Here is a 26,993-nt window from a genome sequence, read left to right as displayed (position 1 = left end):
GGCGAGATTTCTCCTGCGCATGGCGACTTGGCGCCTCACCTCATGCCGGGCATCAGTCCACTCTTGTCAGCTATGAGTGCTGCCGATGGACATCGTGACGACGCGATCACGGACTTCTCCCGCCGGCCCGTCGAGGTGGACGGGGTGGTGAAGACGGTCCACGTCGCGGGCTCCGGGCCGGCCGTCGTCCTGATGCCGGAGATGCCCGGCATCAGCCCCGACGTCCTCCGGCTGGCGCGGTGGGTGCGGGATACGGGCTTCACCGTCTACGTCCCCTCCCTCTTCGGGACCGACGGTGCCTATCCCACGGCCGAGGCCGGTGAGAAGACCGTCCGTCGCGCGTGCGTCAGCGCCGAGTTCCGTGCGTTCGCCGGGGGCGGCACCAGCCCCGTCACCGTGTGGCTGCGCGGGCTGGCGCGCCGGGCCCACGCCGAATGCGGCGGTCCGGGAGTCGGCGTGATCGGACTGTGCTTCACCGGCAACTTCGCCCTCACCATGGCGATGGAACCGGCCGTCATCGCACCGGTGGTCAACCACCCGTCACTGCCGTTCGACGACCCCGCGGGGCTGGAGATCAGCGACGAGGACGCGCGCGCGGTCCGGGACCGCATCGCGCGCGACGGACTGAAGGTCCTCGCCTACCGCTTCGACGACGACCGCTGGTGCACCGGCCGGCGCTTCGCTGCCTATCGGGCGCTCCTCGGCGACGCCTTCGACGGCCGCGTCCTTCCCGGGAGCTCCGCCAACACCGAGCCGCCCCCGTTCTTCCGCGACGTGGTCGGGACGCCTCACAGCGTCGTCACCGCCCACCTCGTCGACGAGGAGGGACACCCCACGCGGCAGGCCCGCGACGAGATCCTCGCCTTCCTGACCGAGCGCCTGAGCCCGCCCGGAGGCTCCGGGACGACAGCCGGCTGAGCGGCACGACCCGCTGGAGCGCTGCTGTCAGGTGAGGGGCCCGGCATGCTCCAGCCAGTGGCGGAGACCGGGCGGAAAGTCCCGGACGGCCTGCTCGTACAGCTTCACGTCCTCCGCGGTGATGGTCTCCTGCCACTGCCCGCTCACGCCGCGGTGGAAGAACCACGCCCCGCTCTCCGCTCCGCCCTGTGCTTCCCTCGCCACGGGCGCAAGATGGGTGCTGTCCGCACGCATGGCCTCGAAGCGGCAGGCCGCGACCAGTTCGGGCCAGGCCTCCTCAGGGAGGTCCAAGCCCAGGCACGTGGCCACGTGCCGCATTTGGCCTTCCAAGTCGTCCAGCAGGTTCTGGTAGTGGAGCAGGAACACACCGGATTCGTGCCGCAACTCCCACCAGGACAGCATGTGGGACGTGAACCGCTCCAGATGAACCGCGCCGCCGCGTCCCATCGGCTCACCGGAGAAGAGTGCCCGCCAGAAGGCCCGCGGATCGCTGGGCAGAGGGCCGTGTACCCCGGTCCGGCGCATGTGGTGGTGGTAGGACAGCGCCACATCACGCAGGTCCCGGAAGACCACGAGATACGACACTGTGCCGGGCAGCGGCGGCAGCCCGTCCGAGGGAAGGTGCGACTTGACGAACCGCCGGTGCTCCTGGGCTTCCAGGCGGGCCAGGACGGTGTCCGGATCGTCCTCGGCCCGCAGGTGTTCCAGCCACGGCGAGACGCTCCGCAGCGGGCCGGGCAGCCCGGTGTGCCCGAAGACCAGACATGCGGTGATGCGCTGCATCCAGGTCGTGCCGCACTTCGGCGGCGTGGTGATGACGATGTCGTCCGGGCGCGGCCGGAAACGGTCCCAACGGGTGCTGTCGGACACTGGCGTGCGATACGTGCGTCGGCGCAGCGAGCGGTCCATGCCTGCCTTGTCGCTCAGGGGCGGGCGGGGCTGTCCTTCGTCCCTCCGGCGTCAGTGGGCGTTGACCGTCACCCTCCACTGGAAGGTGGCGTGCCGGCACCGGTGCTGCGGGCGGGTGGCCGTGCAGGTGCGCTGGGCGGTGATGTCGCTCTGACCGGCCCCGTCGACGCGGATTTCGGCGGTGGCGCCCCCGTCCGGCCCCTCACGTCCCTCCGTCCGAGTGAGGACGTCGGCCGAGGAGACCGCAGGCGTGCTCCACGTCCACTTCTCACCGTTGCCCTGGACGGGGCGGAGGCGGACGCTGATCTGATCGCCGGTGCGGAGGCTGAGCGTTCGCCCGGTGGAAGCGTTGGTCAGCGACGTGGTGGCGAGCACCGCCGCGTCGGCGTCCGGGGTCGCGGACGGAATGACCAGCGCGGCGGTGAGAGCGGTGAGGGCGAACAGGGTCCTGCCGAGCATGATCGGTCCTCCCCCTGGGACACGTGACGTTGTGGCGTCAGCGTAGGAGCCGACCGGCGGCCCGGTTCCGGGCCCACCCGCCGTTCACCCGAAGGGGAGAACGGCCGCACGTTATCGCTAATAGTGCGCCGTGATGTGCTCGCCGCCGGCGGCCTGCGGGTCACCGACACCGCGACCGGCGTCACCGTGTTGCCCGGCTGCGTTGCGTTCGGGGTCGATGCGGCGAGTTTTGATCGATCATCGATCATTACTGGCGGGTAGCTGTTGACTGCATCAACTTGCCACTCCTAGCGTGGTTCGACGGAAACAAGGTTCCGTAACACGGAATCTGCTGTCATCTCCCGTCCCCCACCCCGGGATCGTGAAAGAGGATCGCCCGTGTCCCAGCTTGACCAACTGCCCGACAAGGACCCGTCGGAGGTCGCCGAGTGGTGCGAGTCCCTGGACTCCGCTGCCCGGTTCGGGGGAGCCGACCGGGCGGCGTACCTGCTGCGCCGTACGCTCGAACACGCCGAGCGGACCGGGCTGGGCCTCCCTCCGCTCCTGGAGACCCCTTACGTCAACACCATTCCGACCTCCGCCGAGCCCGGCTACCCGGGCGACGAGGCGCTGGAGGCCCGGATCACCGCCTGGAACCGCTGGAACGCGGCCGCCATGGTCACCCGCGGCAATCAGCGCGCGGGTCTCGGCGGCCACATGGCGACGTTCGCCTCGGCGGCCTGGCTCTACGAGACGGGCTTCCAGCACTTCTTCCGCGGCAAGGAAGCAGACGGATCCGGCGACCAGCTCTACGTCCAGGGCCACGCCTCCCCGGGCATCTACGCACGCGCCTTCCTGGAGGGCCGCCTGACGGAGGGGCAGCTGGACCGCTTCCGGCAGGAGGCCGGGGGCGACGGGCTGCCCTCCTACCCGCACCCGCGCCGGCTGCCCTGGCTGTGGGAGTTCCCCACCGTCTCCATGGGCCTGGGCCCGCTCTCCGCGATCTACCAGGCGCGGTTCAACCGCTACCTGGAGCACCGCGGCATCAAGGACACCTCGCGGTCGCGCGTGTGGGCCTTCCTCGGCGACGGCGAGATGGACGAGCCGGAGTCGACCGCCGCCCTCGCCCTCGCGGGCCGGGAGCGGCTGGACAACCTGACCTTCGTCGTCAACTGCAACCTCCAGCGCCTGGACGGACCGGTCCGCCCCAACTTCAAGATCGTGCAGGAGCTGGAGGCCCAGTTCCGCGCCGCCGGCTGGAACGTCGTCAAGTCACTGTGGGGCACCGCCTGGGACGCGCTCTTCGCGCAGGACGCCGGGGGCGCGCTGGTGCGCCGGCTGCGCGAGGTGCCGGACGCGCAGTTCCAGACGTACGCCACCGCGGACCCGGCCTACCTCCGCGAGCACTTCTTCGGCGCCGGAGGAGCCGGCTCCCCGCTGCACACCATCGGCGCGGGCCTCGCCGACGCACGGCTCCTGGAGCTCTTCCGGACCTCCCGCGCCGGCCACGAGCCGCGCAAGGTCCACGCCGCCTACCGGGCCGCCGTCGAGCACAGGGGCGCGCCGACCGTCGTCCTCGTGCAGACCGTCAAGGGCTACACGCTCGGCCCGGGCTTCGAGTCGCGCAACGCCAATCACCAGATGAAGAAGCTCACGGGGAAGGAGTTCCGGGCGATGCGGGACCTGCTCGGCCTCCCGATCCCCGACAGCGCCCTGGACGGCGAGATGGTCCCCTACGCCCACCCCGGCGAGAACTCCCCGGAGGTGCGGTACCTGCGCGAGCGCCGCGCGGCGCTCGGCGGCCCGGCACCGGCCCGCAAGGTCGTCGCCAAGCCGCTGCCGGAGCCGTCCGCCAAGCCCTTCGAGGCCCTGCACCAGGGCTCGGGCCGCCAGGAGATTGCCACGACCATGGCGTTCGTCCGCCTGGTCAAGGAGCTGATGCGGGACGAGGAGACGGGCCGGCGCTGGGTGCCGATCGTCCCCGACGAGGCCCGCACCTTCGGCATGGAGTCGCTCTTCCCCTCGGCCGGCCTGTACTCCCCGGCCGGCCAGACCTACGACCCCGTCGACCGCGACCAGCTCCTGTACTACAAGGAGGCCAAGGACGGCCAGATCCTCAACGAGGGCATCACCGAGGCGGGCTCGCTGGCCGACTTCACGGCGGCCGCCACGGCGTACGCCACGCACGGCGAGCCGATGATCCCGTTCTACATCTTCTACTCCATGTTCGGCTGGCAGCGGACGGCCGACCAGTTCTGGGCTCTGGCGGACCAACTGGGCCGGGGCTTCGTCATCGGCGCGACCGCGGGCCGCACCACCATGACGGGCGAGGGCCTCCAGCACGCCGACGGCCACTCGCATCTGATCGCCTCCACCAATCCGGCGGCGGTCTCCTACGACCCGGCGTTCGCGTACGAGATCGCGGTCGTCGTCCGCGACGGCCTGCGGCGGATGTACGGCCCCGACGCCGAGGACGTCTTCTACTACCTCACCGTCTACAACGAGACCAAGGTCCAGCCGCCCATGCCCGAGGGCGTGGAGGAGGGCATCCTCAAGGGCCTCTACCGCTTCAAGGAGGCCACCGGCGCACCGGACGGTGCCCCGCGCCTCCAGCTGCTGTCCTCCGGCACCGCCGTCCACTGGGCCCTCGACGCCCAGCGGCTGCTTGCCGCCGACTGGGGCGTGGCCGCCGACGTGTGGTCCGCGCCCTCCTGGACCGAGCTGCGCCGCGACGCCCTGTCCTGTGACGCGGCGCGGCTCAGGGGCGAGGACCGGACCCCGTATGTGACCCAGGTGCTCCACGGCGCGCCGGGGCCGGTCGTCGCCGTCAGCGACTGGATGCGGGCCGTCCCCGACCAGATCGCCCCCTGGGTCGAGCAGGACTGGACGTCCATCGGTACGGACGGCTTCGGTCTCTCCGACACGCGGGAGGCGGCGCGGCGCCACTTCGGCGTCGACGCCGAGTCGGTCACGGTGACGGCGCTCGCGGCGCTGGCCCGCAGGGGCGATATCAAGCCGGAGGCGGTGCGCGAGGCCGCACGGCGCTACGGTCTGGAGGGCTGACTCCACCCTCGCGCAGGAGGCGGTGAAGGCCCGGCGGACGCCGGGCCTTCATGTGTAAGCAGGGGAATATTTCCCCGCCGTGCGACCTGAGGTAAGTGCCGGTCACAGGACGGCGATCCGGTTTTTCAAGTTCTTTGAAAAACCGGTTCCGTGGCCGGTAAACCCATTGGGGGAATTATGGCCTCCGTCACTGTGGAACCTCGTTCCGACCTGGTGAGGTGATCCGTACCCGCCCGGGTACGACATCGCTTCTCACCAGGTGAGTTGAGGGGGAACGGCTCCATACGCATACCGGAAATCCTGTGAGCCGATTGCCGGAGCCCCTGCCGCCGCATCGACCGTCCCGGTCTTTCGCGTGCACCTTTGCCGATGCCGAACGCCGCCCGTAGAGCGGGTTTTGTCCACCACACACCGGAGTAGCAGTGTTGAAGAAACGAACCATCGCCGTGGTCGGCGGCGGCGCCGCCTGCACCGCATTCCTCGCCGCGTACGCCCGGCGGCTGTCGGGCGACGTGGCCGGCGCGGCGGCCGATGTCATCGTCTTCGAACCAGGGAAGAGTTTCGGCCCCGGCATCGCCTATGCCGAGGACGCCGACACCGCCTTGCTCAACCGTCCCTATTCCGCCATGTCCGTGGACTACGGCGACCCCGGGCAGTTCCGCCGCTGGCTCCACCGGCAGACTTCCGCCGGTGACGGCGGCGACCCGCAGGCGCGGCGGACGCCGCGTTCGCACTTCGTCTCCCGCTCGCTGTTCGGCCAGTATCTGGAGAACGTCTTCTGCCAGTCCCGGGAGGACCTGCGGCTGCTCGGCGCGCAGGTGACGCTCGTCCCGTCCGCCGTCGTCGACCTGGCCGTGGAGACCGGAGGGGCAGGGGGGAGCGACGGGCACGTCCTGACCACCGCCGGCGGGGAGCGCTTCGTCGCCGACGAGGTGGTCATCGCGTTCGGCTCCATCGCGCCGTCCGATGTCTACGGGCTCGCCGGGACCGCCGGATTCGTCGCCCAGCCCTACCCCCTCGTCAGCTCGCTGGACGAGGTCGACCCGAGTGCGGAGGTGCTCGTCCTGGGGGCCGGGCTGACGGCCATCGACGTGGCCGTCGTCCTGGCGGACGCCGGACAGGAGCGCCGGATCACCCTCGCCTCGCGGTCCGGCAGGATCCCGGACGTACGCACCGACCTCGGCACCGGCGAGCTGCCCGAGCTCCTGGCCGGTGCGCGCCGGTTGCTCGCCCGTGGCGGCGCCAGCCTGCGCAGCATCCATGAACTCGTCGACTCCGCCTTGCGGTTGGGCGGAACGAGTATGCGCGAGGCCCTTCTCCCGTACACCGATTCCTGGTCCGCGCCCGAGCTGATGCGCCACCGGCTGGAGAATCCGCTGCCCGGCGGCCTCGCGCAGCGTTGCGTCGGTGCTCTCACCCCGTTCTACTCGGAGCTGTGGCGGTCCCTTCCGGAGGCCAGCCGGCGCCTGTTCCTGCGGGACCACTACCGGACGTACAACTGCCTGCGCAATCCGATGCCGGTGACCAACGCGCACCGGCTGCTCGGCCTGCACGAGGAGGGCCGGCTCGGCTTCGCCAGGGGCATCACCCACGTCACGGCGGCCGCGGGCGGCGGTTTCACCGCGTCCTTCACCGACGGGCGCACCGGGCACTACGACGCGGTCGTCAACGCGGTGGGACGCACGAACAACACGGCCGCCGCGTCCGCCTCCTCACTGACGTCCCGGCTGGTGCGCAACGGCACCTTCGTCTCCCACCCGCTGGGCGGCATCCGGGTCGACCCCGAGACCAACCAGGTGCGGGGTTCCGCGGGGGCGGCGTTCCCCCGGCTCTACGTGCTCGGCGACCTGGCCTCGGGGGAACACTTCCACGTGAGCTCCATGGAGCTGGTCGCACGGCAGGCCGCCAAGGTGGCGGCGCAGCTCGTACCGGCCTCGGACCGTCTCCTGGTGGGGGCCGTCGCGTGAAGCAGGCCGGACTGCCGCGGGGGCTGGCCGTCTGCTTGATGTCACTGGTGTTCGTGCCTCAGCTGGCGCTCGCCGCCTATGTTCCCGCGCTGCCCGCCATCGGCAGGTCGTTCGGGGTCGGGCCGGGCAGTACCAGCAGCTCACTGGTCGGCTACATGGCGGCGTACGCCGTGTGCATGATCCTCACCGGCAACCTGGCGGACCGCTACGGCTCCAGGCGCATCCAGCTGACCGGGCTCGTCGTCTTCACCGGTGCGTCCCTGCTCTGCCTGCTGGCCCCCGGGTACGGGGTCTTCGTGGCGGGCCGGGTGCTGCAGGCGCTCGGCGCCGGTACGGGCACGGTGATCTCCCGGCTGTGGGTGCAGCGGGCGCTGCCCAAGGAGCAGCGGCTGCCCATGCTGACGGCGCTGTCCACCGTGATCGCGGTGACCCCGGCCGCGTCGCCGCCGCTGGCGGGCCTGGTCGTGGAACACACCTCCTGGCGTGCGCTGTTCGCCTTCATGGCCTTGCTCGGGGCGGTCACCGTCGGCGCGGTCGCCAAGCTCCTGCCGGCGGACAGCGGCGCCGCGGCCGAGGCCGCGGGCACCCCGGCCGGTTCCGTGCGGCCGCCGGGAGGCCTCGCCGGGCCGGCCCGGGCGTACCGCACGGTTCTCGCCAACCGCGACTTCACGGTGTTCGCCGGTGCCATCAGCCTCGCCTGGTGCACCTACTTCACCTTCACCACCTACTCCAGCGATCTCCTCCAGTTGCAGCTGGGTGCCTCGCCCACCGTCTACGGAGCGCTGTACACGCTGGTGATCACGGGGTACGTGGCCGGCAGCACCACGGCGAAGCGGCTGGGCAGGACGCGCTCGCTGGAGTTCATCGCGCGTACCGCCGCCGCGGTGGCGGCGGGCACCGCCCTGCTGATGCCGGTCACGGTGCACCTGTGGCCGGGCAGCACGCTGAGCATCGTCCTGCCGATGGCTGTGTGCATGCTCGGCGTGGGCGCGCTGTTCCCCACGTGCCAGGCCGGGATGATGCGGTACGAGGGCGAGTACGCCGGTGCCGCTTCGGGGCTGTTCTTCTTCCTGCAGATGGCGTCGGGGGCCTGCTACACCGCCCTGACCGGCATCCCGGGTTCTCCCGACGCCCCGATGCTCGCGCTGGCGATCGCCCTGCCGGCCCTGGTGCTGTTCCTGCTGTGCGTGTTCGCTCTGCGGGCCCGGCCGCCGGCCGGCCGGGAGGGTTCGGCCGTCCGGAGCACGGGGCGTGTGACGTCGGGCGGCTCCTGACCGGTCGCTTCCCCGGCCCGGCCGCCGCCTCGTGCGAGGTGGCGGCCGGCCGTCCACACAGGGATGTCTTGGCCGGAACCTCGCCGAAAATGGCTAATTTTCCCCTTGTGGCCGCCCTTGTAGGGGCGCCTTTCGGTACCTCGTAAGGTTAGGCTAACCTTCGCCGCGTGAATGTCGGTAAAGAGACCTCCGCGGCCGGACGCCCCCGCGGTCATGAACTGTCGGCCACGGGTGTCACTGTGGCCTACGAGGGCGCCGACGTCGTCCACGACGCGTCTTTGACGCTGCGGCCCGGCGAGGTGACCGTCCTGGTGGGCCCGAACGGCAGCGGCAAGTCGACGCTGCTGCGCACCGTCGCGCGGCTGCAGCGACCCCGCACCGCCACGCTCGTCATCGACGCCGACACCGACGGCCTCGCGCTGTCCCCGCGCGAGTTCTCGCGCCGCGTGGCCCTGCTGACCCAAGGGCGCCCCGCCCCCAGCGGGCTGACCGTACGGGACGTCGTCGAATTCGGCCGCTACCCGTACCGGGGCCGCTGGGGCAAAACGGACCCGGACGGCCCGGATGCCGTGGACCGCGCGCTCGCCCTGACGGGCGTCGCGGAACTCGCCGAGCGCGGCGCCGAACACCTCTCCGGAGGACAGCTCCAGCGCGTCTGGCTGGCCGGCTGCCTCGCCCAGGAGACCGGCGTGCTGCTCCTCGACGAGCCGACCACCTACCTCGACCTGCGCTACCAGATCGAGCTCCTCGACCTCATGCGCGACCTGGCCGACGAGCACGGGATAGCCGTCGGCGCCGTCCTGCACGACCTCGACCAGGCCGCAGCCGTCGCCGACCGGATCGTGCTGCTCCACGCAGGACGGGTCATCGCCGACGGCGACCCCGAAGACGTCCTGACCCCCGAGCGCCTGACCGACACCTACGGCATCCGCATCGAGGTCGACACCGACCCCCTCACAGGCCGCCTGCGCACCCGCGCGATCGGCCGGCACCACACCAGAAGCGAAAGGCTCAGCACCACCTCATGAGACGCCTCCTCATCACCGCAGCGGCCGCCACCGTCGCAGCCCTCACCCTCACCGCCTGCGGAACGACCGAGCCCGCCGCCGACGACGAGAAGAAGAACACCGCCGAGCGCATCACCCTCACCGACGCCACCGGCGCGAAGGTGGAGCTCGAGGGCCCGGCCAAGAAGGTCGTCGGAACCGAGTGGAACGTCGTCGAGAGCCTGGTCTCGCTGGGCGTCGACCCCGCCGGCATCGCCGACGTCAAGGGTTACAAGACCTGGAACACCGCCGTCCCGCTGAAGAACGACCCCAAGGACATCGGCACCCGCGGCGAGCCCAGCACGGACACCATCGCCGCCCTGAAGCCGGACCTCATCGTCGCCACCAACGACCTGCCGGCCGCCGCACTGAAGCAGCTGCGCAAGGTCGCCCCGGTCCTGGAGCTGCGGGCCGCCGCCGCGTCCGACCCGATCGGGCAGATGACCAAGAACCTGGACCTCATCGCCCAGGCCACCGGCACCACCAAGAAGGCCGACGAGCTCAAGAAGCAGTTCCAGGCGAAGCTCGACGAGGGGAAGAAGGCCCTCGCCGACGCCGGCCGCGCCGGGGCGGAGTACGCCTTCGCCGACGGCTACGTCGTCTCCAACCAGGTCACGATCCGGCCGTACACCAGCGGCTCCCTCGTCGGCGCGGTCAACGAGAAGCTCGGCCTGAAGAACGCCTGGTCGGTCAAGGGCGACGAGAGCTACGGCCTCGGCTCCACCGACGTCGAGGGCCTCACCAAGCTCGGCGAGGACGTCGAGTTCGCCTACATCGGCAGCGACGGCGACAAGAACAGCACGCCGTTCACCGGCGCCCTGGCCAAGGACTCCGCCTGGACGTCCCTGCCGTTCGTGGAGAAGGGCAACGTCCACCGGCTGCCCGACGGCATCTGGATGTTCGGCGGCACCGAGTCGATGAACAAGTACATCGACGCCGTCGTCGAGGCGCTGAAGAAGAAGTAGCACCATGGCCGTCACCGCATCCCCTCCCGCCACCCGTCCGTCGGCGGCCGCCTCCCGGACGGGCGCGGCCGCGGTGACGGCCGCTCTGGTCCTCCTCGTCGCGGGCCTCGCGCTCGTCGACATCACCCAAGGCACCGCCGCCGTCGGCGCGCCCGAGGTCTGGAAGGCGCTCACCGGCCGGGCCGACCCCGCCGACGCCTCCGTCGTCGTCTCCTCCCGGCTGCCCAGAATGACCGCCGGACTGCTCGTCGGGGCCGTGCTCGGCATGGCGGGCGCCGCCCTGCAGGCGGTCAGCCGCAACGTCCTCGCCTCGCCCGACACCCTCGCCGTCAACGCCGGCTCCTACCTGGCCCTCGGCCTGGCCGCGGCCACCGGCGTCTCGCTCCCGCTGTTCGCCTCGTCCGCCGTCGCGTTCGCCGGCGGCCTCGTCGCGGCGGCCGTGGTGCTCGGCCTGTCCGGCCTGGGCGCGGGCAGCGTCCGGCTCGTCCTCGCGGGCAGCTCCCTGACCCTGGGGCTCACCGCCGTCACCGAGGGACTGCTCCTGCTGTTCCCCCGGCAGACGGAGGGCCTCTTCCAGTGGAACCAGGGCAGCATCGCCCAGAACGGGTTCGACGGCGTCCTGCAGATGGCGCCGGTCGCCCTCGCCGGTCTCCTCGGGCTGCTCCTCGTCGCCCGCCGGGTCGACGCCCTGGCCCTCGGTGACGACGCCGCCCGCGGCGTCGGCGTCAACGTCCGCGCCACCCGGATCACCGTGGTCGTGCTCGCGTCGCTGCTCTCCACGGCGGCCGTCACCCTCGCCGGACCCATCGGCTTCGTCGGCCTGTGCGCCCCCGCCCTCATCCGCCCCCTCGCCCGCAGGGCCCGCGCGTTCACCCGCGCCCGCGCCAGCCTTCCGCTCACGGGCCTGGCCGGTGCCGTGCTCGTCCTCGGCTCGGACGTGCTCCTGCGCACCATCGTGCCGGCGGACGTCGCGGTCGCCGTACCGACGGGCGTCGCCACCAACCTCGTCGGCGCCGTGTTCCTCATCGTGATGGCCACCCGGGTCCGGGACACCGCGGGCGCCACCGCGTCCGAACGGCTGCGCCTTCGGAGCAGGACCGTCTTCCTCACCACCACCGCCGCCCTGGCGGTCGTACTCGTCGGCGTGACCGTCGCCGCCGTGCTGCTGGGCGACAGCAAGCTGCTGCTCGGCGACGTGGTGAACTGGGCCCAGGGCAGAGCGGGCCGCACCGTCGGCTTCATCCTCGACACCCGCGTGCCCCGGGTCCTCGCGGCGCTCCTCGCGGGCGCGGCCCTCGCCCTGTCCGGGACGCTCGTCCAGGCCGTCACCCGCAACCCGCTCGCGGAGCCCGGCACCCTGGGCGTCTCCAACGCGGCTGCGCTCGGCGCCGTCCTCCTCGTGACGACGGTGCCGTCGGCCGGCTCGTGGAGCCTCGCCGGCGCCGCCTTCGCGGGCTCCGCGATCGGTGCCGTCGTCGTCTTCGGACTCGCCGCGCGGGGCGGGTTCCGGCAGAACCGGCTGGTCCTCGTCGGCTTCGGCATGGCCACCGGGACCTCCGCGCTGATCAGCATGCTCATCGTCCTCACCGACCCGTTCAACGCGACGAAGGCCCTCACCTGGCTTTCGGGCTCCACCTACGGGCGGACCTTCCCGGACATCGCGCCGCTCGCGGCCGTGCTCACCGTGGGCGTGTTCGTGGCGGTGCTGCGCCGCAGCGAACTCGACCTCGTATCGCTCGACGAGGACACCCCCAGGCTCCTGGGCCTCGATCTGGCGCGGGGCCGCCTGGGCTTCCTCGCGCTGAGCGTCCTGCTCAGCGCCACCGCCGTGGCCGCCGCGGGCACGATCGGCTTCGTCGGCCTCGTGGCACCGCACGCGGCCCGGGCCCTGGTGGGGCGCCGGCACGCGAGGGTCGTTCCCGTCGCCGTGCTCCTGGGCGCCCTGCTCGTCTGCACCGCAGACCTGCTGGGCCGCACCGTCATCGCACCGGCCCAGCTGGGCGCCGGCCTGATGACCGCGGTGATCGGCACGCCGTACTTCCTCTACCTGCTCATGCGGGGCCGCCGCCAGGGCACGTAGGACATGTGCGCCACCGCCGGCGGACAGGCGCCGGGGAACCCGAAGAGGGTTACCCGGCGCCTGCTCGTTTTCACAAGAACGCAGGGTGTGCCGACTGGACGGGGCGGGCTCGCGCCCAGGTGTGGTCCTCGGTGAGGTAGCTGTCGAGCACGAGCCCCGCCTGCGCCAAGGCGCGCTCGAACTCCTCGTCCGTCAGGGGACAGGACAGGAAGGTCTGGGTCCACCGTGCGTCCGGGAAGACGCACTCGACGTGGACGGACCGTACGCCGGGACGCACGGGATCGGAGGACACCACGCGGATCAGCCCGCCTTCGATCTCCCGCTCCTTCGGCAGGTCGTCGTGCCGGTCCGCGGCCTCCCGCTGGATCAGCACGCAGCCGTCGTCCGCGACATGCCGCCGGCACGTCCGCAGCAGTCCGTCACGCACCCCCGGGCCGGCCGCATGGACCAGGAACGAGGCCAGCAGCACGACGTCGAAGCGCTCGTCGAGCTCCAGGGTCTCGATCGGACTGCAGACGGTACGAGCACCGTGGATGTGCTCGAGCATCTCGGGCGATTCATCCACGGCCGTCACCGTGAAACCTCTGCGGAGCAGAGGACGCGTGATGCGGCCCGGCCCGCAGCCCAGCTCCAGAACGCCGGCCCCGGCCGGGGCGGCACGTTCGACGATGCCGGGCTCGTCGCCCGCCGGAAGCCGCAGGTACAGCTCGACCGGGCACCCGTCCGGGGTGATGGACCCCGGGCCGCTCCCCGTGTATCCCTCGCGCGCTGTGTGAGTCATGAACCCATCGGAACACGGGGCGAAGGACGGGGGAAGAGGAGGCCGACGAACACCTGCCTGCCCCGTGCCGGCAGGCCCTTCGCCGAGAGCGCCACCCCCGTCAGCACGGACCGGTGAGCCGGGCGCGGGCGCCGGTCAGCTGCCGGTACGGGGCGCCGGCACCCGGAGCGGGCCGAACCGGCCGGCCGCCTGCCTCAGCGGGCCAGCCCGGCGGCGACCTCGGCGTTCGGGAGCCGGGCCAGGAGCGCACCGGGGAGGATCAGCTTGCTCCGGCGCACGCCGCTGCCGACGAGGACGTACGGAGCGGCGGCGACGGCCTCGTCGACGAGCAGGGGCCAGTCCTCCGGCAGTCCGACGGGGGTGATCCCGCCGTACTCCATGCCGGTCTCCGCCACGGCCGTGTCCATCGGAGCGAAGGACGCCTTGCGGGCGCCGAGACGCTTGCGCACCGCCGAATTGACGTCGACGCGGGTGTTCGCGAGGGCGACGCATGCCGCGTGGGTCACCGCTTGGCCGCGTTTGGCGGCGATGACGACACAGTTCGCGGAGAGCTCCAGCGGGACGTCGTACGCCTCACTGAAGGCCGCCGTATCGGCCACTTCCGGGTCGGTGTCGACGACCAGCACGGACTCGACGAGCCCGGCGTCGCCGCACTTCTCGAGTGCTGCGGCGACGGGCTTCGCGAGGAGGCCGGGTCGGCTGACGGCCGGCCAGCATGCGTCGAAGCGGCCGAAGGGAGCGGTCGGCGAAGAATGGATCACGGGGTCATGCTAGGCCGTGCGCAGGGCGGCCTTCGGGGCACCGGGACCGTACCCCCCGCGGCTCACTCCGGATCGCGCTGTGCCATCAGTGCGCTCAGGAGGCCGGGGAAGGCTTCGTCGAACTCGTCGCTGCGCAGGGCGTTCATGCGGGACGTGCCGACGTAGTACTGCCGGATGAGGCCGGCCTCGCGCAGCACGTGGAAGTGGTGGGTGGCGGTGGACTTGCTCACCGGCAGTTCGATCGTGCCGCAGGTGAGGTCTTCGCCGGCGGCGTGCAACTCGCGGACGATGCGACGGCGTACCGGGTCGACCAGGGCTTCGAGTACCTGCTGAAGGGTGATGGTCCGCATGTCCGGGTGGGGCGGGACGCGGTCCCGTCCGCTTCGTCGCGCAGCCGTCGCCATGGTGGGCCGTCCTTCCGCTCGCGTGCTGGTCCTGCGGCTTCAAAGTATGACGCACATCGAAGTATGGCGTACGCCGAAGTATGTCGTACGGTGAAGTTTGATTCCCGTCAAAGTTTGACAGCGATCGTACTTTGAGCTTGAGTGGGGCGTGACGGCACGCACCCGCGTCGCCGTCGTCGACCCGAGGGGGATGCGTGATGGCCAGAACAGTGCGGTTCCACGAACACGGCGGGCCCGAGGTGCTGCGGCTGGAGGACGTGGAGGCCGGTGACCCCGGTCCCGGCGAGCTGTTGATCCGCGTCGACGCGATCGGCCTCAACCGCGCCGAGGTGCTGTTCCGCGGCGGCCACTACATCGAGCCGGTCAAGGAGTTCCCCGCCCGGCTCGGGTCCGAGGCCGCCGGAGTGGTCGAGGCCGTAGGGGCGGGGGTGACGGGGTTCGCGGTCGGTCAGCCGGTCAGCGTGGTGCCCGCGTTCTCGATGAACGACTACGCCGTCTACGCCGACCGCGCGATCGTCCCCGCGGCCGCGGTCGTCCACCGCCCCGAGGGCCTCGGTGCGGTAGAGGGCGCCGCGGTGTGGATGCCGTACCTGACGGCCTACGGTGCGCTGGTCGAGGTCGGCGGAATGCGCCCCGGGGACACGGTCGTCCTGACTGCCGCCTCCAGCAGCGTGGGCCTGGCCGCGATCCGGATCGCCCGGCGTATCGGCGCGGTGCCCATCGCCACCACCCGCACCACTGCCAAGAGGGACGCCCTCCTGGAGGCGGGTGCGGCCGAGGTGATCGTCACCGAGGAGGAGAGCGTCGTCGAGCGGGTGCTGGGTCTGACCGGGGGGCGGGGCGCCGAGTTCGTCTTCGACGCCGTCGCCGGCCGCGGTGTCGTGGACCTGGCCAAGACCGTCGCCCCCGGTGGCACGCTCTTCCTGTACGGGGCGCTGAGCGGCGAGCCGACGCCCTACCCCGGGTTCGAACTCGGTATGCCCGCGCTCAACATGCGCACCTTCACACTCTTCGAGACGACCACCGATCCGCAGCGGCTGCGCCGGGCCGAGGCCTTCGTCGCCTCCGGCCTGCAGACGGGTGCCTTCCGGCCCGTCGTGGACCGCACCTTCGGGCTGGACGAGATCGTCGAGGCGCACCGCTATATGGAAGCGGGAAGCCAGGTGGGGAAGATCGTCGTCACTGTCGACCACTGACGGTCTCGGCGGTCCGGCCGTGGGGGAGTTGTGGGATTCTCCCTAGGCCTGCTGTCGTGCCCGGAGGACGGCGATCGTGTGCAGGCACCAGTCGCGATTGCCTTCTTCGAAGGCCAGGCCGCGTCGGCAGGTCAGGTAGGGGCCGATGCGGTCACCGTGGCGCAGGAAGTCCTCCTCCGTCCGGTCGCCTCGCATGTCGCACAGCAGCTTCGTGAACAGGTCCGCCTTGGCCCGGGCGAAGGCGGCGCGTTCGGTGAGCTGTGCGATCAGGGGCTCGGCGTCGACGTGGTCGGCGGCCTGGACCTTGACGAACAGGTCGTCGCGGATGAGGGAGGGCTTGGCGCTGGTGGCGGCGAACCGGGCCAGCTCCGCCCGGCCGTCTTCGGTGACGTGGAACAGGCGCTTGTTGGGGCGGCTCTCCTGGACCACTTCCCTGCCGGTGATGAGCCCGTCCTTCTCCAGCCGGCTCAGCTCGGCGTAGAGCTGCTGCGGCCGGGCGTGCCAGAAGTTCGCCACTCCGAGGTCGAAGGACTTGGCCAGCTGATAGCCGCTGAGCTCTCCGTCGAGCAGGGCCGCCAGCACGGCGTGCCGTAGTGCCACCGGGTGACCTCCTCCATGGCTTCTGCCGTTCGCCGTCGGATGCGGTCCATCGTAGTCATGAAAGTGACTAGCCTTGATCATGGCTGTGCCGAGGCCCTGGAGGCCGCCCCCCAGCCGCAAGCGGCCCGCTGGGGGGCGTATCGCAGACCGCCGAGCGCGTCAGCGGGTGGTTACGGCTGCACCTCGGTCGGCTTTTCTGCGCGCAGGTCACTGACGAAGCCGTTCTTGGTCACGCGCATCCAATAGCCGTGGGCCCGGACCCCGGCGGGGATGTCGGAGCTGCGCTCCAGCTTGCGGTTCATCGAGGTGGTGCCGCTCGGGGCGTCCCGCTGGAAGGTGTAGGGATGCCATATGCCGACCTCGCTGCTGTAGAAGGGCTTGCGCTCCATCAGCATGACCTGGTCGGGGTTGCCCTGCGCGGGGCTCCAGTTGACGCGGACCGTGGCGGCGTCGAGGCGGTCGATCGACGTCACCGCCGGCGCCTTCGGGATCACCGAGGAGGCGGCGGGCTTGAGGTCGTTGCTGCGGATCGTGCGCGGCACGGACGGGTCATAGCCATCCGGGTTGTCCAGTTTCCCCGTGATGCGGAGTGCGGTGGGGGCCTGGCTCTGTCCACCCGCGCACGCATCGACCTGGGCGACCTTGAGCCACTGGCCGGAGAATCTCACGAAGTCCTCCTTCTGCAGCGGCAGCTCGCGGACGGCGCCGCCGATGACCCCGCTCACGGAGTAGACGTAGCGGGAGTCGTCGTCGCGGACCACCTGGTAGCTGCACCGGTCCACGGCCGCGGCGCGCCCGGTGACCGCCGCCTGGAGCGAGGGCGCCTTGGCGGCGGAGCCGGCGGCGGGGGCCGGCGAAGCCGCTGCGGCGACGCTCGCACCCGAGGCGAGGGCCCCGAGGCTCAGCGCGCACGTGGCGACGGCTGTGGCGATACGAGAAGGCATGGCATCCTCCGGTGACATCCAACGGATCCTGGGGGTCGGCCTTGATCGGCATCACCGACCAGGACGGGACGCTACCGGCAACCGATGGTCAAAAAGAAGTCAAAGAACTGTAATGCTCGTAACAGGGCCGGGCTTCCGGCTGGTTGAGGCGTCAAGCATCGCCGGGCGACAAGCCGGAGTACTTTCCGGCCAGCAGAGGTAGTGACTCGGCCAAGCCCGTGAGCAGTCATGCCGGCGCCTTCTTGGTGTGCACCTGCTGCGGCAAGATGCCCGATGTCACTGGCAATTGCGGGCTGAGCGGCCCCACCTCGTTCCGCGCGGGACGGCTCCGGGGTCCCGCGGTGCCACCGCTACGGGGGGTGTGGTCTTGGCAGTGCTGTCCTTACCGATACGGCGCATGCGAGTACTGCGGCGGCAGGGGACGACCGGGGTGGGGTCGGGTTTGCAGCGGGCCCAATCCTTCATGATCGTGGCCACCTTGCTCTACCGGGCGAGTCATCTGACCGTCGGTGTCCTCGCCGTCGTCCAACGCCGGTCGCACCTGCCCCTGCAGTACGTGGGATTCGCCGTGGCCCTGGGCGTCAGCGTGCTCGTCTACGGCACGGCTCTGCGCCGCGGTTGGTTCGACCGGCGGCACATCTGGGCGGACGTCATCGTGACCGGATGCGTGCTGCCCCTGGCCCTGTGCGCCTGGGGCGGGGTGCGCGAGCCCGCCACGATCGGCTGGGCGATGCTGCTCGGCGGGTCGGCGAGCGCCGTCGCGGCCATCGCCCTCGAACGACTCCAAGCCCTCACCGTGGTCGCGCTGCTCGTGGTGACCCACCTCATCGGCTACCAGGCGGTGGACGCGAGCCCCGCAGTGATCGTCGGCCATCTCAACTCGCTGGTGTCGTCGGCGATACTGACCTGGGCCTTCAGGTGGTACCTGCGCCGCCAAGGGCATCTCCTCGACGAGGCCAACGCCCGCGCGCTGGCGGCCGAGGCGCACAAGGCGCGCTACGCCGAGCGGCTGGAACACCACCGGGCGCTGCACGACACCGTCCTCGCCACGCTCACCACCCTGGCGGCCGGCGGGATCGACGCCAACGCCCCCGAGGTGAGGAAACGTTGCGCCCGCGAGGCCGCGTACCTGCGCCGGCTGATCCAGCAGACCGCCGACGAGGTCCACCACCGGGAGATCGGTACGGCACTGGAGGAGGCGGTCGGCTCCGTCGAGAGCCTTCAGCTGCGCGTCACCGCCCAGTACCACGACCTGCCGCAGGTGCCGCCCGAGGTCGCCGCCGCCCTCGGCGACGCCGTGCGGGAGGCGCTCAACAACGTACGGCGGCATGCGGGCACCGGACACGCCTACCTCACCGCGACCGGGGACCCGGACGGGGGAGGGGGAGCCGTCGTCACCGTGGTCGACCGGGGGCCCGGATTCGACCTCGAGCGGTACGAGCCCGGCCTCGGGCTGAGCGGTTCGGTCCACGGCCGGATGGCGGAGGTGGGGGGCCGCGCCGTCGTGGACACCGCCCCCGGCGAGGGCGTGCGCGTGGAGCTGAGATGGCCCGGGTGATCACGGTCGCGGTCGTCGACGACGACCGGATGCTCCTGGACGGCCTGCGGGCGTGGCTGGGCCGGGTACCGGAGCTGCGGCTCGTGGCGACCGCGGCCACCGTCGGGGAGCTCCTCCGCACGCCGGGGTACACCCCGGCCGACGTCGTCCTCCTCGACCTCCTCCTGCGCGACGCTTCCGCCCCCGTCGACAACATCCGGCGGCTCCTGCGCCCCGGGAGCCGCGTCCTGATGATCAGCACGGTGCCGGACCGCTCCGCGATCATCGAGTCGATCCGGGCCGGGGCCGACGGCTACCTGACCAAGGACCACGACCTGCCGACGCTCGTCGCCGCCGTCAAGGACCTCGCGGAGGGCCGTAGCGCCCACTCCGCGGAACTCGCCTTCGCCTGCGCCTACGACAACAGCCCCGCCCGCCCCCGGCTTTCGCCCCGGGAACGGCAGATCCTGCTCGACTACGCCTCCGGAATGACCCTCAAGTCCGCAGCCCGGCGCGCGGGCATCACGATCCACACCGCCAAGGACTACCTGGACCGGGTCAAGGCCAAGTACCAGCAGGCGGGCCGCCCCACGTACACCAAGCTCGACCTCGCCCGGCGGGTGCGGGAGGACAGCCTCGAAGGGGGCTGACCACCACCCGGCGCAAGCCCCCCAAACAGACGGCTTCAGAGGTGCTCGCGCCCTCCATAACGTCATCCCCGGGCGGCGCCTCGGACGGCCCGCCGGGAGGGGGACGAGCCGGTGTCCGAATGCTGGCCGGCGTTGCCGGACGACGCTTGTACGGCCTGTACTGCCCGCACTGCCTGTACCGCCGTGGAACCGGAAGGCGGTCCGCACACGAGGCGAGGGGAACTCGTCGGCCGCGCAACCGAGATGGGAAGGGTCGCGGCCCTGCTGGCCGCCGCCCGGTCCGGGCGGGGCGGCGCGCTCGTCGTCACCGGCGAGCCCGGCGTCGGCAAGACCCGGCTCGCTGCCGAGGCCCTCGCCGCGGCAGCCGGGGCCGACATGATCACGGTACGGGGACGGGCCGCCACGGTGGGCTCGCCCGTCCCGTACCGGCCCCTGGTCGAAGCACTGCTCCTGCTGGCCCGCGCCGGCCTGTTGCCGGACCCGGACGAGCTGGGCGGCTACGGGCCGGTCCTGTCCCGGTTGCTGGGCGACCCCCGGGACGGCACCGCCCCCGGCACGGGCCCCGGCGCGGCGTCGCCCATCATGGTCGCCGAAACGATGCTGCGCCTGCTCGGCGCCGTCGGAGGACAGAGAGGCTGCCTGCTCGTCCTCGACGACCTGCACGACGCCGACGCCGGGACGCTGGCGGTCGTCGAATACCTCCTGGACCACATCGGCCACCAGCCGGCCGTACTCCTGCTCGTCGCGGGGCGCGGACCCTGCGCGGCGGCCGACCTGGCCGCGCGGGCGCGCCGGCGCGGGGCCGCGGAGGTTCTCGACCTGCGTCCGCTCAGCCGCCCCGACGTGCACCTGCTCGTCGCGACCGAGCTGGGCATGGCCCCGGCCGACGTCTGTCCCCAACTCCTCGAGCGCGCCGTGGCCGGCAGCGCCGGGGTCCCGTTCGTGGTCAAGGAGCTCGTCCACGACCTCGCCGGCGGCCCCGCCCCCGGCGCCACCTGTACGCCGCCCGTCCCTTCCGCCGTGGCGGACGACGTCAGACGCCGGGCCGGGAAGCTCGGCCCGCTCGGAGTGGAGTTCCTCAGCACGGCGGCCCTGTTCGGCGGGCGCTTCCCGCTGCCGGTGCTGGAGCACGCGACCGGCCGCGACCACGGGGAGCTGTCCGCGATCCTGCGCGCCGCGGTCGCGTCGTGCCTGATCACACCGGACGGCGCGGACACGCAGTGGTACGCCTTCCGCTACCAGGCGGCGGCCGAGGCCCTGCTGGACGGCCTCGGACCGGGTGAGCGTGCCGGGTACGCGCGGCGGGCGGTGCACGCGCTGACCGCGCTCCACCCAGGGCTCCCCGGAGCCTGGTGCGCACACGCCGCCCGGCTGCACGAGCACGCCGGCGACACCTGTGAGGCCGCCCGCCTGTACTGCGAGGCGGCGGGGCGGGCGATGCGCGAGGGATCGGTGGAACGGGCGGGGGTGCTGCTGGCCCGCGCCCATCGCCATCTCGGGCCCGGCGCCGCACCCGAAGTGCGCGCCACGGTGCTGGAGCAGCTGCTGGACGCCGTCGCCTGCTCGGCGCGATTCGACCTGCTGCCCGCACCGGACTGCGTCCCGGACACCTTGGACGGCGACGTTCACGACGGCCATGACCAGGACAGCGCCGGCGTCGCCGGTGGCGAGCACGCCGTACCCGCCCGGCGCCGCGCCGCGCTCCACGCGCGCCTGAGCGGCATCGCCGCCCTGAGGGGCCGTCCCGCGGAAGCCCTGCGGCACCTGGAAACCGCCCGGAGGCTGCTCGGGAGCCGCCCGACCGATGACCACGCCACCCTCGTGGACATCGCCGGAGCCCGCGTAGAGCTGAGCCGGCCGGCCCCCGACCGGCTCCACACCGCCGCCCGGTTGACCCACCGGGCCCTGGACACCGCCCGGCGCGCCGGCCTGCCGGACCGGGCGTGCACGACGCTGCTGCTGCTCGGGCAGCTGGCCCGGGAACGGGACGAGCGGCTGGCGACGGCCCACTTCGTACAGGCTCGTGCGATCGCCCTCGCTCACCGGCTCCCCGTGCACCGCATGTCCGCCGAGGTGTACCTGGCCGTTGCCGCGGCAAGTCTCGACGGCCGGCCGGCCCGTGTCGAGCAGACCCGGCAGCAGGCCCTGCAGATGGGGCTGCGACCGCTGGCGCACGAAGCCGGCTTCGTCCTCGCGCTGGAGCGGATCCGGCGCTGCGAGTTCAAGGCGGCCCGGGACCGGATCCGCGAGGGGGCGGCCGATGCGGAACGGCGGGGACTGGCCGGCTCGCTGGCCGTCCTGCGGCTCGCCGACGCCGTACAGTGCGCTCACCAGGGCCGGCGCGCCGACATGGAGGAGGCGCTGGAGCGGCTTGCTCCGCTCGTCGACGCCGCGCCGGGCGTGCGGGCGATGTCGTACGGGCTGGCGAGGGCGTTCTGCTCGCTGCTGGAAGAGCGGCACGACGCAGCCGGGCAGGAGTTCGCGCAGGCTCTCGCCTACGACGCGGAGAACCCCGCGACCGGCGAGTTCGGCAAGCACGGCGTCATCCTGCTGCTCGGCGTCCTGGCCGGACGCATGGGCGGGCGGCACTGCGCCGAAGCCGCCGGGGCGGGCATCGGCGGAACCCGCTGGAACCACCAGTTCTCCGGACTGGCCCACGCCGTGCTGCTCGGCCGGGAAGGCCGCTGCGACGAGGCGGCGGCCGCCGCGGGCAAGGCCCTGGAGGCGGCCGCGCCCTACCCGATGGCGCGCCGCCTGTGTCTGCGCCTGGTCGCGCAGGCGGCGTACGAGGACGGCTGGGGCACGCCGGTCGAGTGGCTGCGCGAGGCGGAGGAGTACTTCCACGGCGCCGGCCTCCGGGCGGTCGCCGGTGCGAGCCGGGCCCTGCTGCGCGGGATGGGCGCATCGGTCCGGCAGCGGCGTACGGGTACGGAGCAGGTGCCGCCGGAACTGCGCCGCTGCGGCATCACCGTCCGCGAGTTCGAGGTGGCCCGGCTGGTCGCCGAACGGATCGCCAACAAGGACATCGCCGGACGGCTGCACATCTCGCCGCGCACCGTCGAGAAGCACGTGTCGAGCCTCCTCCAGAAGACCGGCCACCCGAACCGCAGGGCGTTCGCCAGCGCCACCCGCGACCTGGTTCCGCAAGGCGTGCCGGCCGGACAGACCTAGGGGAGCGCGGCGGCCCCGGCCAAGGTCACCACGCGATCGAAGCGGCCGTCGAGTTCCTCGTCCCCGTGGTGCACGACGAGCAGGGCGCGCCCTTCGGTCCGCTCGCGCAGCATGCGGAACACCAGCTCCTTGCCCTGCTCGTCGAGGTTCGCGAACGGCTCGTCGGCGAGGTAGGCGTCCGCGTCCTCGCACAGGAGCGCGGCGACCCCGAGCCGCTGGCGCTGGCCGGAGGACAGTTCCGAGGGCAGCTGGTCGGCCGGCCCGTCCAGATCCATCGCGGTGCGCAGCCGTGCGTCGGGTACCAGGTCGCGCACCGGCAGCGGGGGGAGGCTCACCGGTGCGGTCAGGCTCGCCACCCGGGGCGGCAGGGTGACCGACCCGGCGTCGGGGGCGAGCGTCCCGGAGACGAGGTGCAGGAGCGTGGTCTTTCCGCAGCCGTTGGGCCCGCGGAGCAGTACGTGCTCGCCGGCGCGCAGCTCGAAGCCGTCGATCGACACCGCGGCCCCGTCGCCGTACCCGACCCGGACGCCGCGGATCCGCACCAGGGCTCCTTCGCCGTGGTACGGACGCTCCCGGGCGTCCCGCAGCGACTCGATCCGCTTGAGGACGGCGGTGCTCCGGCGGACCTGCGGGATCATGTTGACGAGGTCGAACATCCCGGTCACCGCCCGCCACAGCGAGTTCACGAAGGCGAGGAAGCTGCCGAACGACATCCTCCCGGAGAAGACGAAGAAGGCTCCGACGACCATCGACGCGGTGTCCGACAGGTTCATGACCAGGTCGCTGAGGGTGCGCTGTCTCTGGGACAAGCGGAAGTTGACGAAGGTGATGCCGAGGAATCCGCGCAACGCCTCCTGGTTCGCCGCGCGGGTGCCCGGCAGCAGCGACGGCAGGCCGCGCAGCGCGGGGAACGCCTCCAGCGTCCGGGTCAGCACGTTGACGTACCGCGCCTCCGCCTCGCGTTCGGGCCCGGTGTTCTTCTCGATCCGCTTGCCCAGCCGGTTGCTGACGAGCACCAGCGGCGGCACGATCACCAGCAGGACGAGGCCGGCCTGCCAGGACAGGTACACCAGCACACCCAGGAGGACGACCGACGTGACCGCCTGGCGCGCGATGCGCAGGGAGACGTCGACAGCAGGCAGGACGCCCTGGGAGACGTCGTTGTGGATGCGGCTGACGTACGAGGCGTTCCCTGCCTCCGACACCTTCCGGCCGTCCAGGCCGAGCGTGCGGCCCAGCAGCTCCGTCTCCAGCACCAGCACGAACGCGTTCTCGAACCGCTTGCGGCGGCAGGCGATCCAGTACCCGGTGCCGTTGAGGGTCAGCCCCAGCAGGAGGTAGGCCGAGCCGAGGACGAGGAACCGCCGGAAGTCGGCGGTCAGGATCGCCTGGTCGAACAGGGCCTTCAGCAGCAGCGGGTGCAGCAGGGCCTCGAGCCCGCTCATGCCGGCCTCGGCGACGAGGATCACCACGTACGGAGCGCGGTGCCCCCGCAGGGTGCGCCAGAGCTGCTTCACCGCCCGACCTCGTCCAGCAGGAAGTCGGCCGTGCCCCCGGTGTTCACGCGGTGGAGCACCCGCAGCACGCCCGCCGAGCCGGTCAGGTAGTCGGTGGAGCAGCGCAGCAGCCCCTCGCCGGGAAGGGCCAGAAGGGTCCGGCCGTCCTCGCGCGGCAGCGCGAAGCGTTCGGAAGGCTCGAAGAGGAAGACCTTCCGGACGAAGTTGAGCTGCCGCAGCGCCGTAACGCGGTACGAGGGGTCGCCGGTGAACTCCGCCGCGTCCAGCAGGGCGTCGGCGATCCCGCTCATGCCGAAGCCGTACCCGGGGAGGATCGCGTACCTGACGTCCAGGCCGCGCAGGACGGTGCGTGCCGCGGCGTGGTCCCCGTAGCGCAGCAGCACCTGCGCCACGCCCGCGGATCCCACCTCGACGTACGGCTCCATGGTCCCTTCGTGCTCGAACATGACCGGGCCGTCGGCGTCACCGTCGATGGGCTTCGCGTGGGCCATCTCCCAGGCGAGCGCCTCCCGCCCGAGCCGCAGGTAGTGCTCCTCTCCCGTGACCTGGTGCATGCGCAGCAGGAACATCGCGACACCCGCCTGCCCGAAGCCCAGGCCGGTCAGCGGCCCCTCGGCGGAGAATGCGTTCAGCCAGTGGGCGCGCCCGCCGTCACGCTGCGCCGTGTCGCAGAGCACGAGCGCGCACTCCTGCGCCGCGGCCAGGTCGTGAGGGTCCCGGCCGTGCAGGAAGAACCGGAGGTTCGTCATCCCCACCCCGGCGAGGCCGTAGTAGAAGGTGTGGTCGCCCTTCTCCACCGCGCGCCGGTTGGCCTGGGCCAGCAGCTCCCTGGCGTGCGTGCCGAGTCCGAGCGAGCCGGCGGCCCAGGCGATGCCGGACAGGCCGTTCATGAGGCCGTCCGGGTACCGCGCCACGTCGATGCCCGCCAGCTCGTCGCTCAGCCAGTCGTGCCATGCGGGCCGGATCGTGATGCCGGAGGCGTTCAGCGCCCACAGGACGCCGCTCGCACCGAAACCGAGGCTCAGCGGGTTGGTGACGTGGGCGAAGGGGTCCACGGGGAAGAGGGTGTCCCGGCCGGGGTCGGCGGCGGCCTCGACGAACGCGGCCACCCCCGCCTCCGCGTCCACCAGCCCGAGCCGCTCCTCGACGACCGGCCGCGGCGGTGCGGCCTCGACCCGGCGGAGCAGGTCCGCCTCGTCCTCCAGCGCCTCCAGCACGCCGGTGAGGCCGATGCGGTTGCGGGCGAGGTCGGTGATCAGCCGGTGAACCCGCTCCGGCCAGCCCAGACCCTCGGTGATGAAGATCCGGTACAGGTCGAGGACGTCCTCGCGCAGGTACGACATCGCCGCGATCGGGAAGACGAAGTACGCCATGGTGGACGCCAGGGCGTACCGGTCGCCTTCCGGCCCGTACGCCTTGAAGCGGTTGCGGGAGAGGCTGAACCCCGGTGTGTACAGCTCGACGGGCTTGCTCAGGTCTGCTTCGCCGGTATCGGTGCCGGTCAGCCGGCAGGCCTCCAGGTCGACGATGGTCACCTCGTGGGTGTCCGGGTCGATGAGCAGGTTCGCGGCGGTGAAGTCGGCAAGGACCACACCACGGTCGTGCGCAGCCCGGATCGCGCGCGCCAGCCCGCGGAAGACGGCGAGGAAGATCCGCAGGTACGCGCGCGACCGCTCGACGTCGAAGCCCGGTCGCGCGAGAGGGTTGTGTTCGAGCAGCACCGAGCGCATGTCGGTGCGGTCGATGAACTCCTCGGCGATGTAGTGGTGCTCCCAATGGCGGAACTTCGCGACCGGAGCGGGGAACGCACCGACGTCGGCCAGCCGGTTCAGGAACATCCACTCGCGGTCGAGGATGTCCACCGCGTCGTGGTCCTGGCGGGGGTTGGGGTTGGTGTACGGGCGGGCTTCCTTGAGCACCACCGGCCGGTCGTCGTTCTCCGTGTCCTCGGCGGTGTACACGCCGCCGCTGTTGGAGAACTGGAGTGCTCCGGTCACCCGGAAGCGGCCGCCGAGCAGGCCGTCCCCGTCATCCTCCCCGTCGGCGGGCTTCCAGTCGTCGAACGGCCAGGGCGCCCAGTCCGGCCGGGCGTACCCCGGGCGCCGGTCGTCCGGTACGAGGCCGTCCGGTCCGAGGATCCGTGGCAGGCGCCGCCCGAGGACGTCGACGGTGTGGGTGTCGAGGAACTGGCCGTAGCGGAAGTAGAGCGCCTTGCAGTCCCGGTAGCGCAGGTCCGACAGGACGTAGGCCCCCTCCCTGCCCTCCAGGAGGCGGGCCAGGCCGGCCAGGCACGCCCTGAACTCGTCGTCATCGCGCGGGTAGACGGTGACGAGCTTGCCGCCGCTGCCCCGGGAGACGGCCTTGGAGTTGAGCATCTCGAAGACGTTGAGGTCGAGAGCGATCTTGAAGTCGACCGCGTGCTCCGTCAGGTACCCGATCACCGAGGCGGCGACCTCGTGCACGTGGCGGTGGCCCGACGACACGTGGATCTTCCAGCCTTGTGCCGGCAGGTCCGGGTGGTGCCGGTGACTCCACCAGATGCCGCTGCGGACGAACCGCGTCCGCGTCCTCTCGTCGAACCCGGCGAGGAAGTGGTCCGCGCTCGGCTCGTAGGAGACGTCGAGCGGGTCGAAGAACAGCGTGTTGTTCCAGGCGAACAGGAAGCGGTTGACCCATCGTTCGTTGCGCATGTCAGCCTCTGTGATCGTGCGAGGGCCGCGGGCGCAGCGGCCGCTGGGAACGGCGGGATCCGTGCGGAGGCCCGGCAGGCCC

The 26,993-nt window shown here is 71.9% G+C and carries 20 protein-coding genes; 11 read left to right on the top strand and 9 right to left on the bottom strand.

Translation table 11 applies throughout. The features are described from left to right. The first annotated feature begins 72 nt into the window (after nt 1–72). Nucleotides 73–918, top strand: coding sequence for a dienelactone hydrolase family protein (locus V7793_RS00645; protein ID WP_335580849.1), 846 nt, complete (start codon nt 73–75; stop codon nt 916–918). Nucleotides 919–945: 27 nt separating this feature from the next. Here V7793_RS00645 and V7793_RS00640 read toward each other — a convergent pair whose 3' ends face one another. Together V7793_RS00640 and V7793_RS00635 are read right to left on the bottom strand one after the other, a co-directional pair. Then, nucleotides 946–1,788 carry a sulfotransferase domain-containing protein gene (locus V7793_RS00640; RefSeq protein WP_335580848.1) on the bottom strand — a complete coding sequence of 281 codons (843 nt, stop codon included), beginning with the start codon at nt 1,786–1,788 and terminating at the stop codon, nt 946–948. 90 nt (nt 1,789–1,878) lie between these two features. Then, the gene (locus V7793_RS00635; RefSeq protein WP_335580847.1) at nt 1,879–2,286 is read right to left on the bottom strand and encodes a hypothetical protein; all 408 of its coding nucleotides are present in this window, start codon (nt 2,284–2,286) and stop codon (nt 1,879–1,881) included. A gap of 378 nt (nt 2,287–2,664) precedes the next feature. On the opposite strand from V7793_RS00635, the gene aceE reads away from it, so the two are divergent. The 6 genes from aceE to V7793_RS00605 all read left to right on the top strand — a co-directional run bounded on the left by aceE (nt 2,665) and on the right by V7793_RS00605 (nt 12,660). Beyond that, complete coding sequence (gene aceE / locus V7793_RS00630) at nt 2,665–5,328, top strand: pyruvate dehydrogenase (acetyl-transferring), homodimeric type (RefSeq protein ID WP_335580846.1); 2,664 nt, start codon at nt 2,665–2,667, stop codon at nt 5,326–5,328. Between the two features lie 425 nt (nt 5,329–5,753). Next, nucleotides 5,754–7,295 (top strand): FAD/NAD(P)-binding protein, encoded by a 1,542-nt coding sequence (locus V7793_RS00625; RefSeq protein ID WP_335580845.1) that lies wholly within the window; start codon nt 5,754–5,756, stop codon nt 7,293–7,295. A gap of 47 nt (nt 7,296–7,342) precedes the next feature. After that, entirely contained in the window at nt 7,343–8,569 is a 1,227-nt protein-coding gene (locus V7793_RS00620) for an MFS transporter (protein WP_335580844.1), read from the top strand. Nucleotides 8,570–8,736: 167 nt separating this feature from the next. Beyond that, nucleotides 8,737–9,597: an ABC transporter ATP-binding protein gene (locus tag V7793_RS00615; RefSeq protein ID WP_335580843.1), complete on the top strand. Its 861-nt coding sequence runs from the start codon at nt 8,737–8,739 to the stop codon at nt 9,595–9,597. Continuing rightward, nucleotides 9,594–10,580, top strand: a complete 987-nt coding sequence (locus V7793_RS00610) for an iron-siderophore ABC transporter substrate-binding protein (RefSeq protein WP_335580842.1) — start codon at nt 9,594–9,596, stop codon at nt 10,578–10,580. The genes V7793_RS00615 and V7793_RS00610 overlap by 4 nt, the downstream gene beginning before the upstream one ends. A gap of 4 nt (nt 10,581–10,584) precedes the next feature. Beyond that, on the top strand, nt 10,585–12,660 hold the full coding sequence (locus V7793_RS00605) for an iron ABC transporter permease (protein WP_335580841.1): 2,076 nt from the start codon (nt 10,585–10,587) through the stop codon (nt 12,658–12,660). Between the two features lie 70 nt (nt 12,661–12,730). Here the strand turns inward: V7793_RS00605 and V7793_RS00600 are convergent, their stop codons facing one another. From V7793_RS00600 to V7793_RS00590, 3 genes are all read right to left on the bottom strand, one after another. Further along, nucleotides 12,731–13,441 carry a class I SAM-dependent methyltransferase gene (locus tag V7793_RS00600; protein ID WP_335580840.1) on the bottom strand — a complete coding sequence of 237 codons (711 nt, stop codon included), beginning with the start codon at nt 13,439–13,441 and terminating at the stop codon, nt 12,731–12,733. 194 nt (nt 13,442–13,635) lie between these two features. Next, nucleotides 13,636–14,199, bottom strand: a complete 564-nt coding sequence (locus V7793_RS00595; protein ID WP_335580856.1) for a YbaK/EbsC family protein — start codon at nt 14,197–14,199, stop codon at nt 13,636–13,638. A gap of 65 nt (nt 14,200–14,264) precedes the next feature. Continuing rightward, on the bottom strand, nt 14,265–14,606 hold the full coding sequence (locus V7793_RS00590) for an ArsR/SmtB family transcription factor (protein ID WP_335580839.1): 342 nt from the start codon (nt 14,604–14,606) through the stop codon (nt 14,265–14,267). A 197-nt stretch (nt 14,607–14,803) separates the two neighbouring features. Between V7793_RS00590 and V7793_RS00585 the strand changes: the two genes are divergently transcribed. Next, nucleotides 14,804–15,802 (top strand): zinc-dependent alcohol dehydrogenase family protein, encoded by a 999-nt coding sequence (locus tag V7793_RS00585; RefSeq protein ID WP_335580838.1) that lies wholly within the window; start codon nt 14,804–14,806, stop codon nt 15,800–15,802. 42 nt (nt 15,803–15,844) lie between these two features. Here the strand turns inward: V7793_RS00585 and V7793_RS00580 are convergent, their stop codons facing one another. Continuing rightward, on the bottom strand, nt 15,845–16,402 hold the full coding sequence (locus tag V7793_RS00580) for a PadR family transcriptional regulator (protein ID WP_335580837.1): 558 nt from the start codon (nt 16,400–16,402) through the stop codon (nt 15,845–15,847). A 170-nt stretch (nt 16,403–16,572) separates the two neighbouring features. Then, nucleotides 16,573–17,346 (bottom strand): hypothetical protein, encoded by a 774-nt coding sequence (locus V7793_RS00575; protein WP_335580836.1) that lies wholly within the window; start codon nt 17,344–17,346, stop codon nt 16,573–16,575. Nucleotides 17,347–17,815: 469 nt separating this feature from the next. Between V7793_RS00575 and V7793_RS00570 the strand changes: the two genes are divergently transcribed. The 3 genes from V7793_RS00570 (at nt 17,816) to V7793_RS00560 (ending at nt 22,704) form a co-directional block, all read left to right on the top strand. Beyond that, the gene (locus V7793_RS00570; RefSeq protein ID WP_335580835.1) at nt 17,816–18,904 is read left to right on the top strand and encodes a sensor histidine kinase; all 1,089 of its coding nucleotides are present in this window, start codon (nt 17,816–17,818) and stop codon (nt 18,902–18,904) included. Then, a complete protein-coding gene (locus V7793_RS00565) occupies nt 18,892–19,533 on the top strand; it encodes a response regulator transcription factor (protein ID WP_335580834.1) in 642 nt (213 codons plus the stop codon). The genes V7793_RS00570 and V7793_RS00565 overlap by 13 nt, the downstream gene beginning before the upstream one ends. Nucleotides 19,534–19,644: 111 nt before the next feature. Next, nucleotides 19,645–22,704 carry an AAA family ATPase gene (locus V7793_RS00560; protein ID WP_335580833.1) on the top strand — a complete coding sequence of 1,020 codons (3,060 nt, stop codon included), beginning with the start codon at nt 19,645–19,647 and terminating at the stop codon, nt 22,702–22,704. Here the strand turns inward: V7793_RS00560 and V7793_RS00555 are convergent. Then, nucleotides 22,701–24,221, bottom strand: coding sequence for an ABC transporter ATP-binding protein (locus V7793_RS00555; protein WP_335580832.1), 1,521 nt, complete (start codon nt 24,219–24,221; stop codon nt 22,701–22,703). The genes V7793_RS00560 and V7793_RS00555 overlap by 4 nt on opposite strands. Next, nucleotides 24,218–26,911 carry a class III lanthionine synthetase LanKC gene (gene lanKC, locus V7793_RS00550; protein WP_335580831.1) on the bottom strand — a complete coding sequence of 898 codons (2,694 nt, stop codon included), beginning with the start codon at nt 26,909–26,911 and terminating at the stop codon, nt 24,218–24,220. The genes V7793_RS00555 and lanKC overlap by 4 nt, the downstream gene beginning before the upstream one ends. Between the last annotated feature and the right edge of the window lie 82 nt (nt 26,912–26,993).

It is taken from the genome of Streptomyces sp. KLMMK (assembly GCF_036961605.1).
Lineage (GTDB): Bacteria > Actinomycetota > Actinomycetes > Streptomycetales > Streptomycetaceae > Streptomyces > Streptomyces telluris.
The sequence above is the reverse complement of the archived record's forward strand: the minus strand, read 5'-3'. Positions and strand labels throughout refer to the sequence as shown.

Bases quoted from the DNA above. Each gene is read 5' to 3' on its own strand.
- V7793_RS00610 (WP_335580842.1), top strand. From the start codon at position 9,594: ATGAGACGCCTCCTCATCACCGCAGCGGCCGCCACCGTCGCAGCCCTC.
- V7793_RS00600 (WP_335580840.1), bottom strand. From the start codon at position 13,441: ATGACTCACACAGCGCGCGAGGGATACACGGGGAGCGGCCCGGGGTCC.
- V7793_RS00575 (WP_335580836.1), bottom strand. From the start codon at position 17,346: ATGCCTTCTCGTATCGCCACAGCCGTCGCCACGTGCGCGCTGAGCCTC.
- V7793_RS00590 (WP_335580839.1), bottom strand. From the start codon at position 14,606: ATGGCGACGGCTGCGCGACGAAGCGGACGGGACCGCGTCCCGCCCCAC.
- lanKC (WP_335580831.1), bottom strand. From the start codon at position 26,911: ATGCGCAACGAACGATGGGTCAACCGCTTCCTGTTCGCCTGGAACAAC.
- V7793_RS00605 (WP_335580841.1), top strand. From the start codon at position 10,585: ATGGCCGTCACCGCATCCCCTCCCGCCACCCGTCCGTCGGCGGCCGCC.
- V7793_RS00635 (WP_335580847.1), bottom strand. From the start codon at position 2,286: ATGCTCGGCAGGACCCTGTTCGCCCTCACCGCTCTCACCGCCGCGCTG.
- V7793_RS00645 (WP_335580849.1), top strand. From the start codon at position 73: ATGAGTGCTGCCGATGGACATCGTGACGACGCGATCACGGACTTCTCC.
- V7793_RS00585 (WP_335580838.1), top strand. From the start codon at position 14,804: ATGGCCAGAACAGTGCGGTTCCACGAACACGGCGGGCCCGAGGTGCTG.
- V7793_RS00565 (WP_335580834.1), top strand. From the start codon at position 18,892: ATGGCCCGGGTGATCACGGTCGCGGTCGTCGACGACGACCGGATGCTC.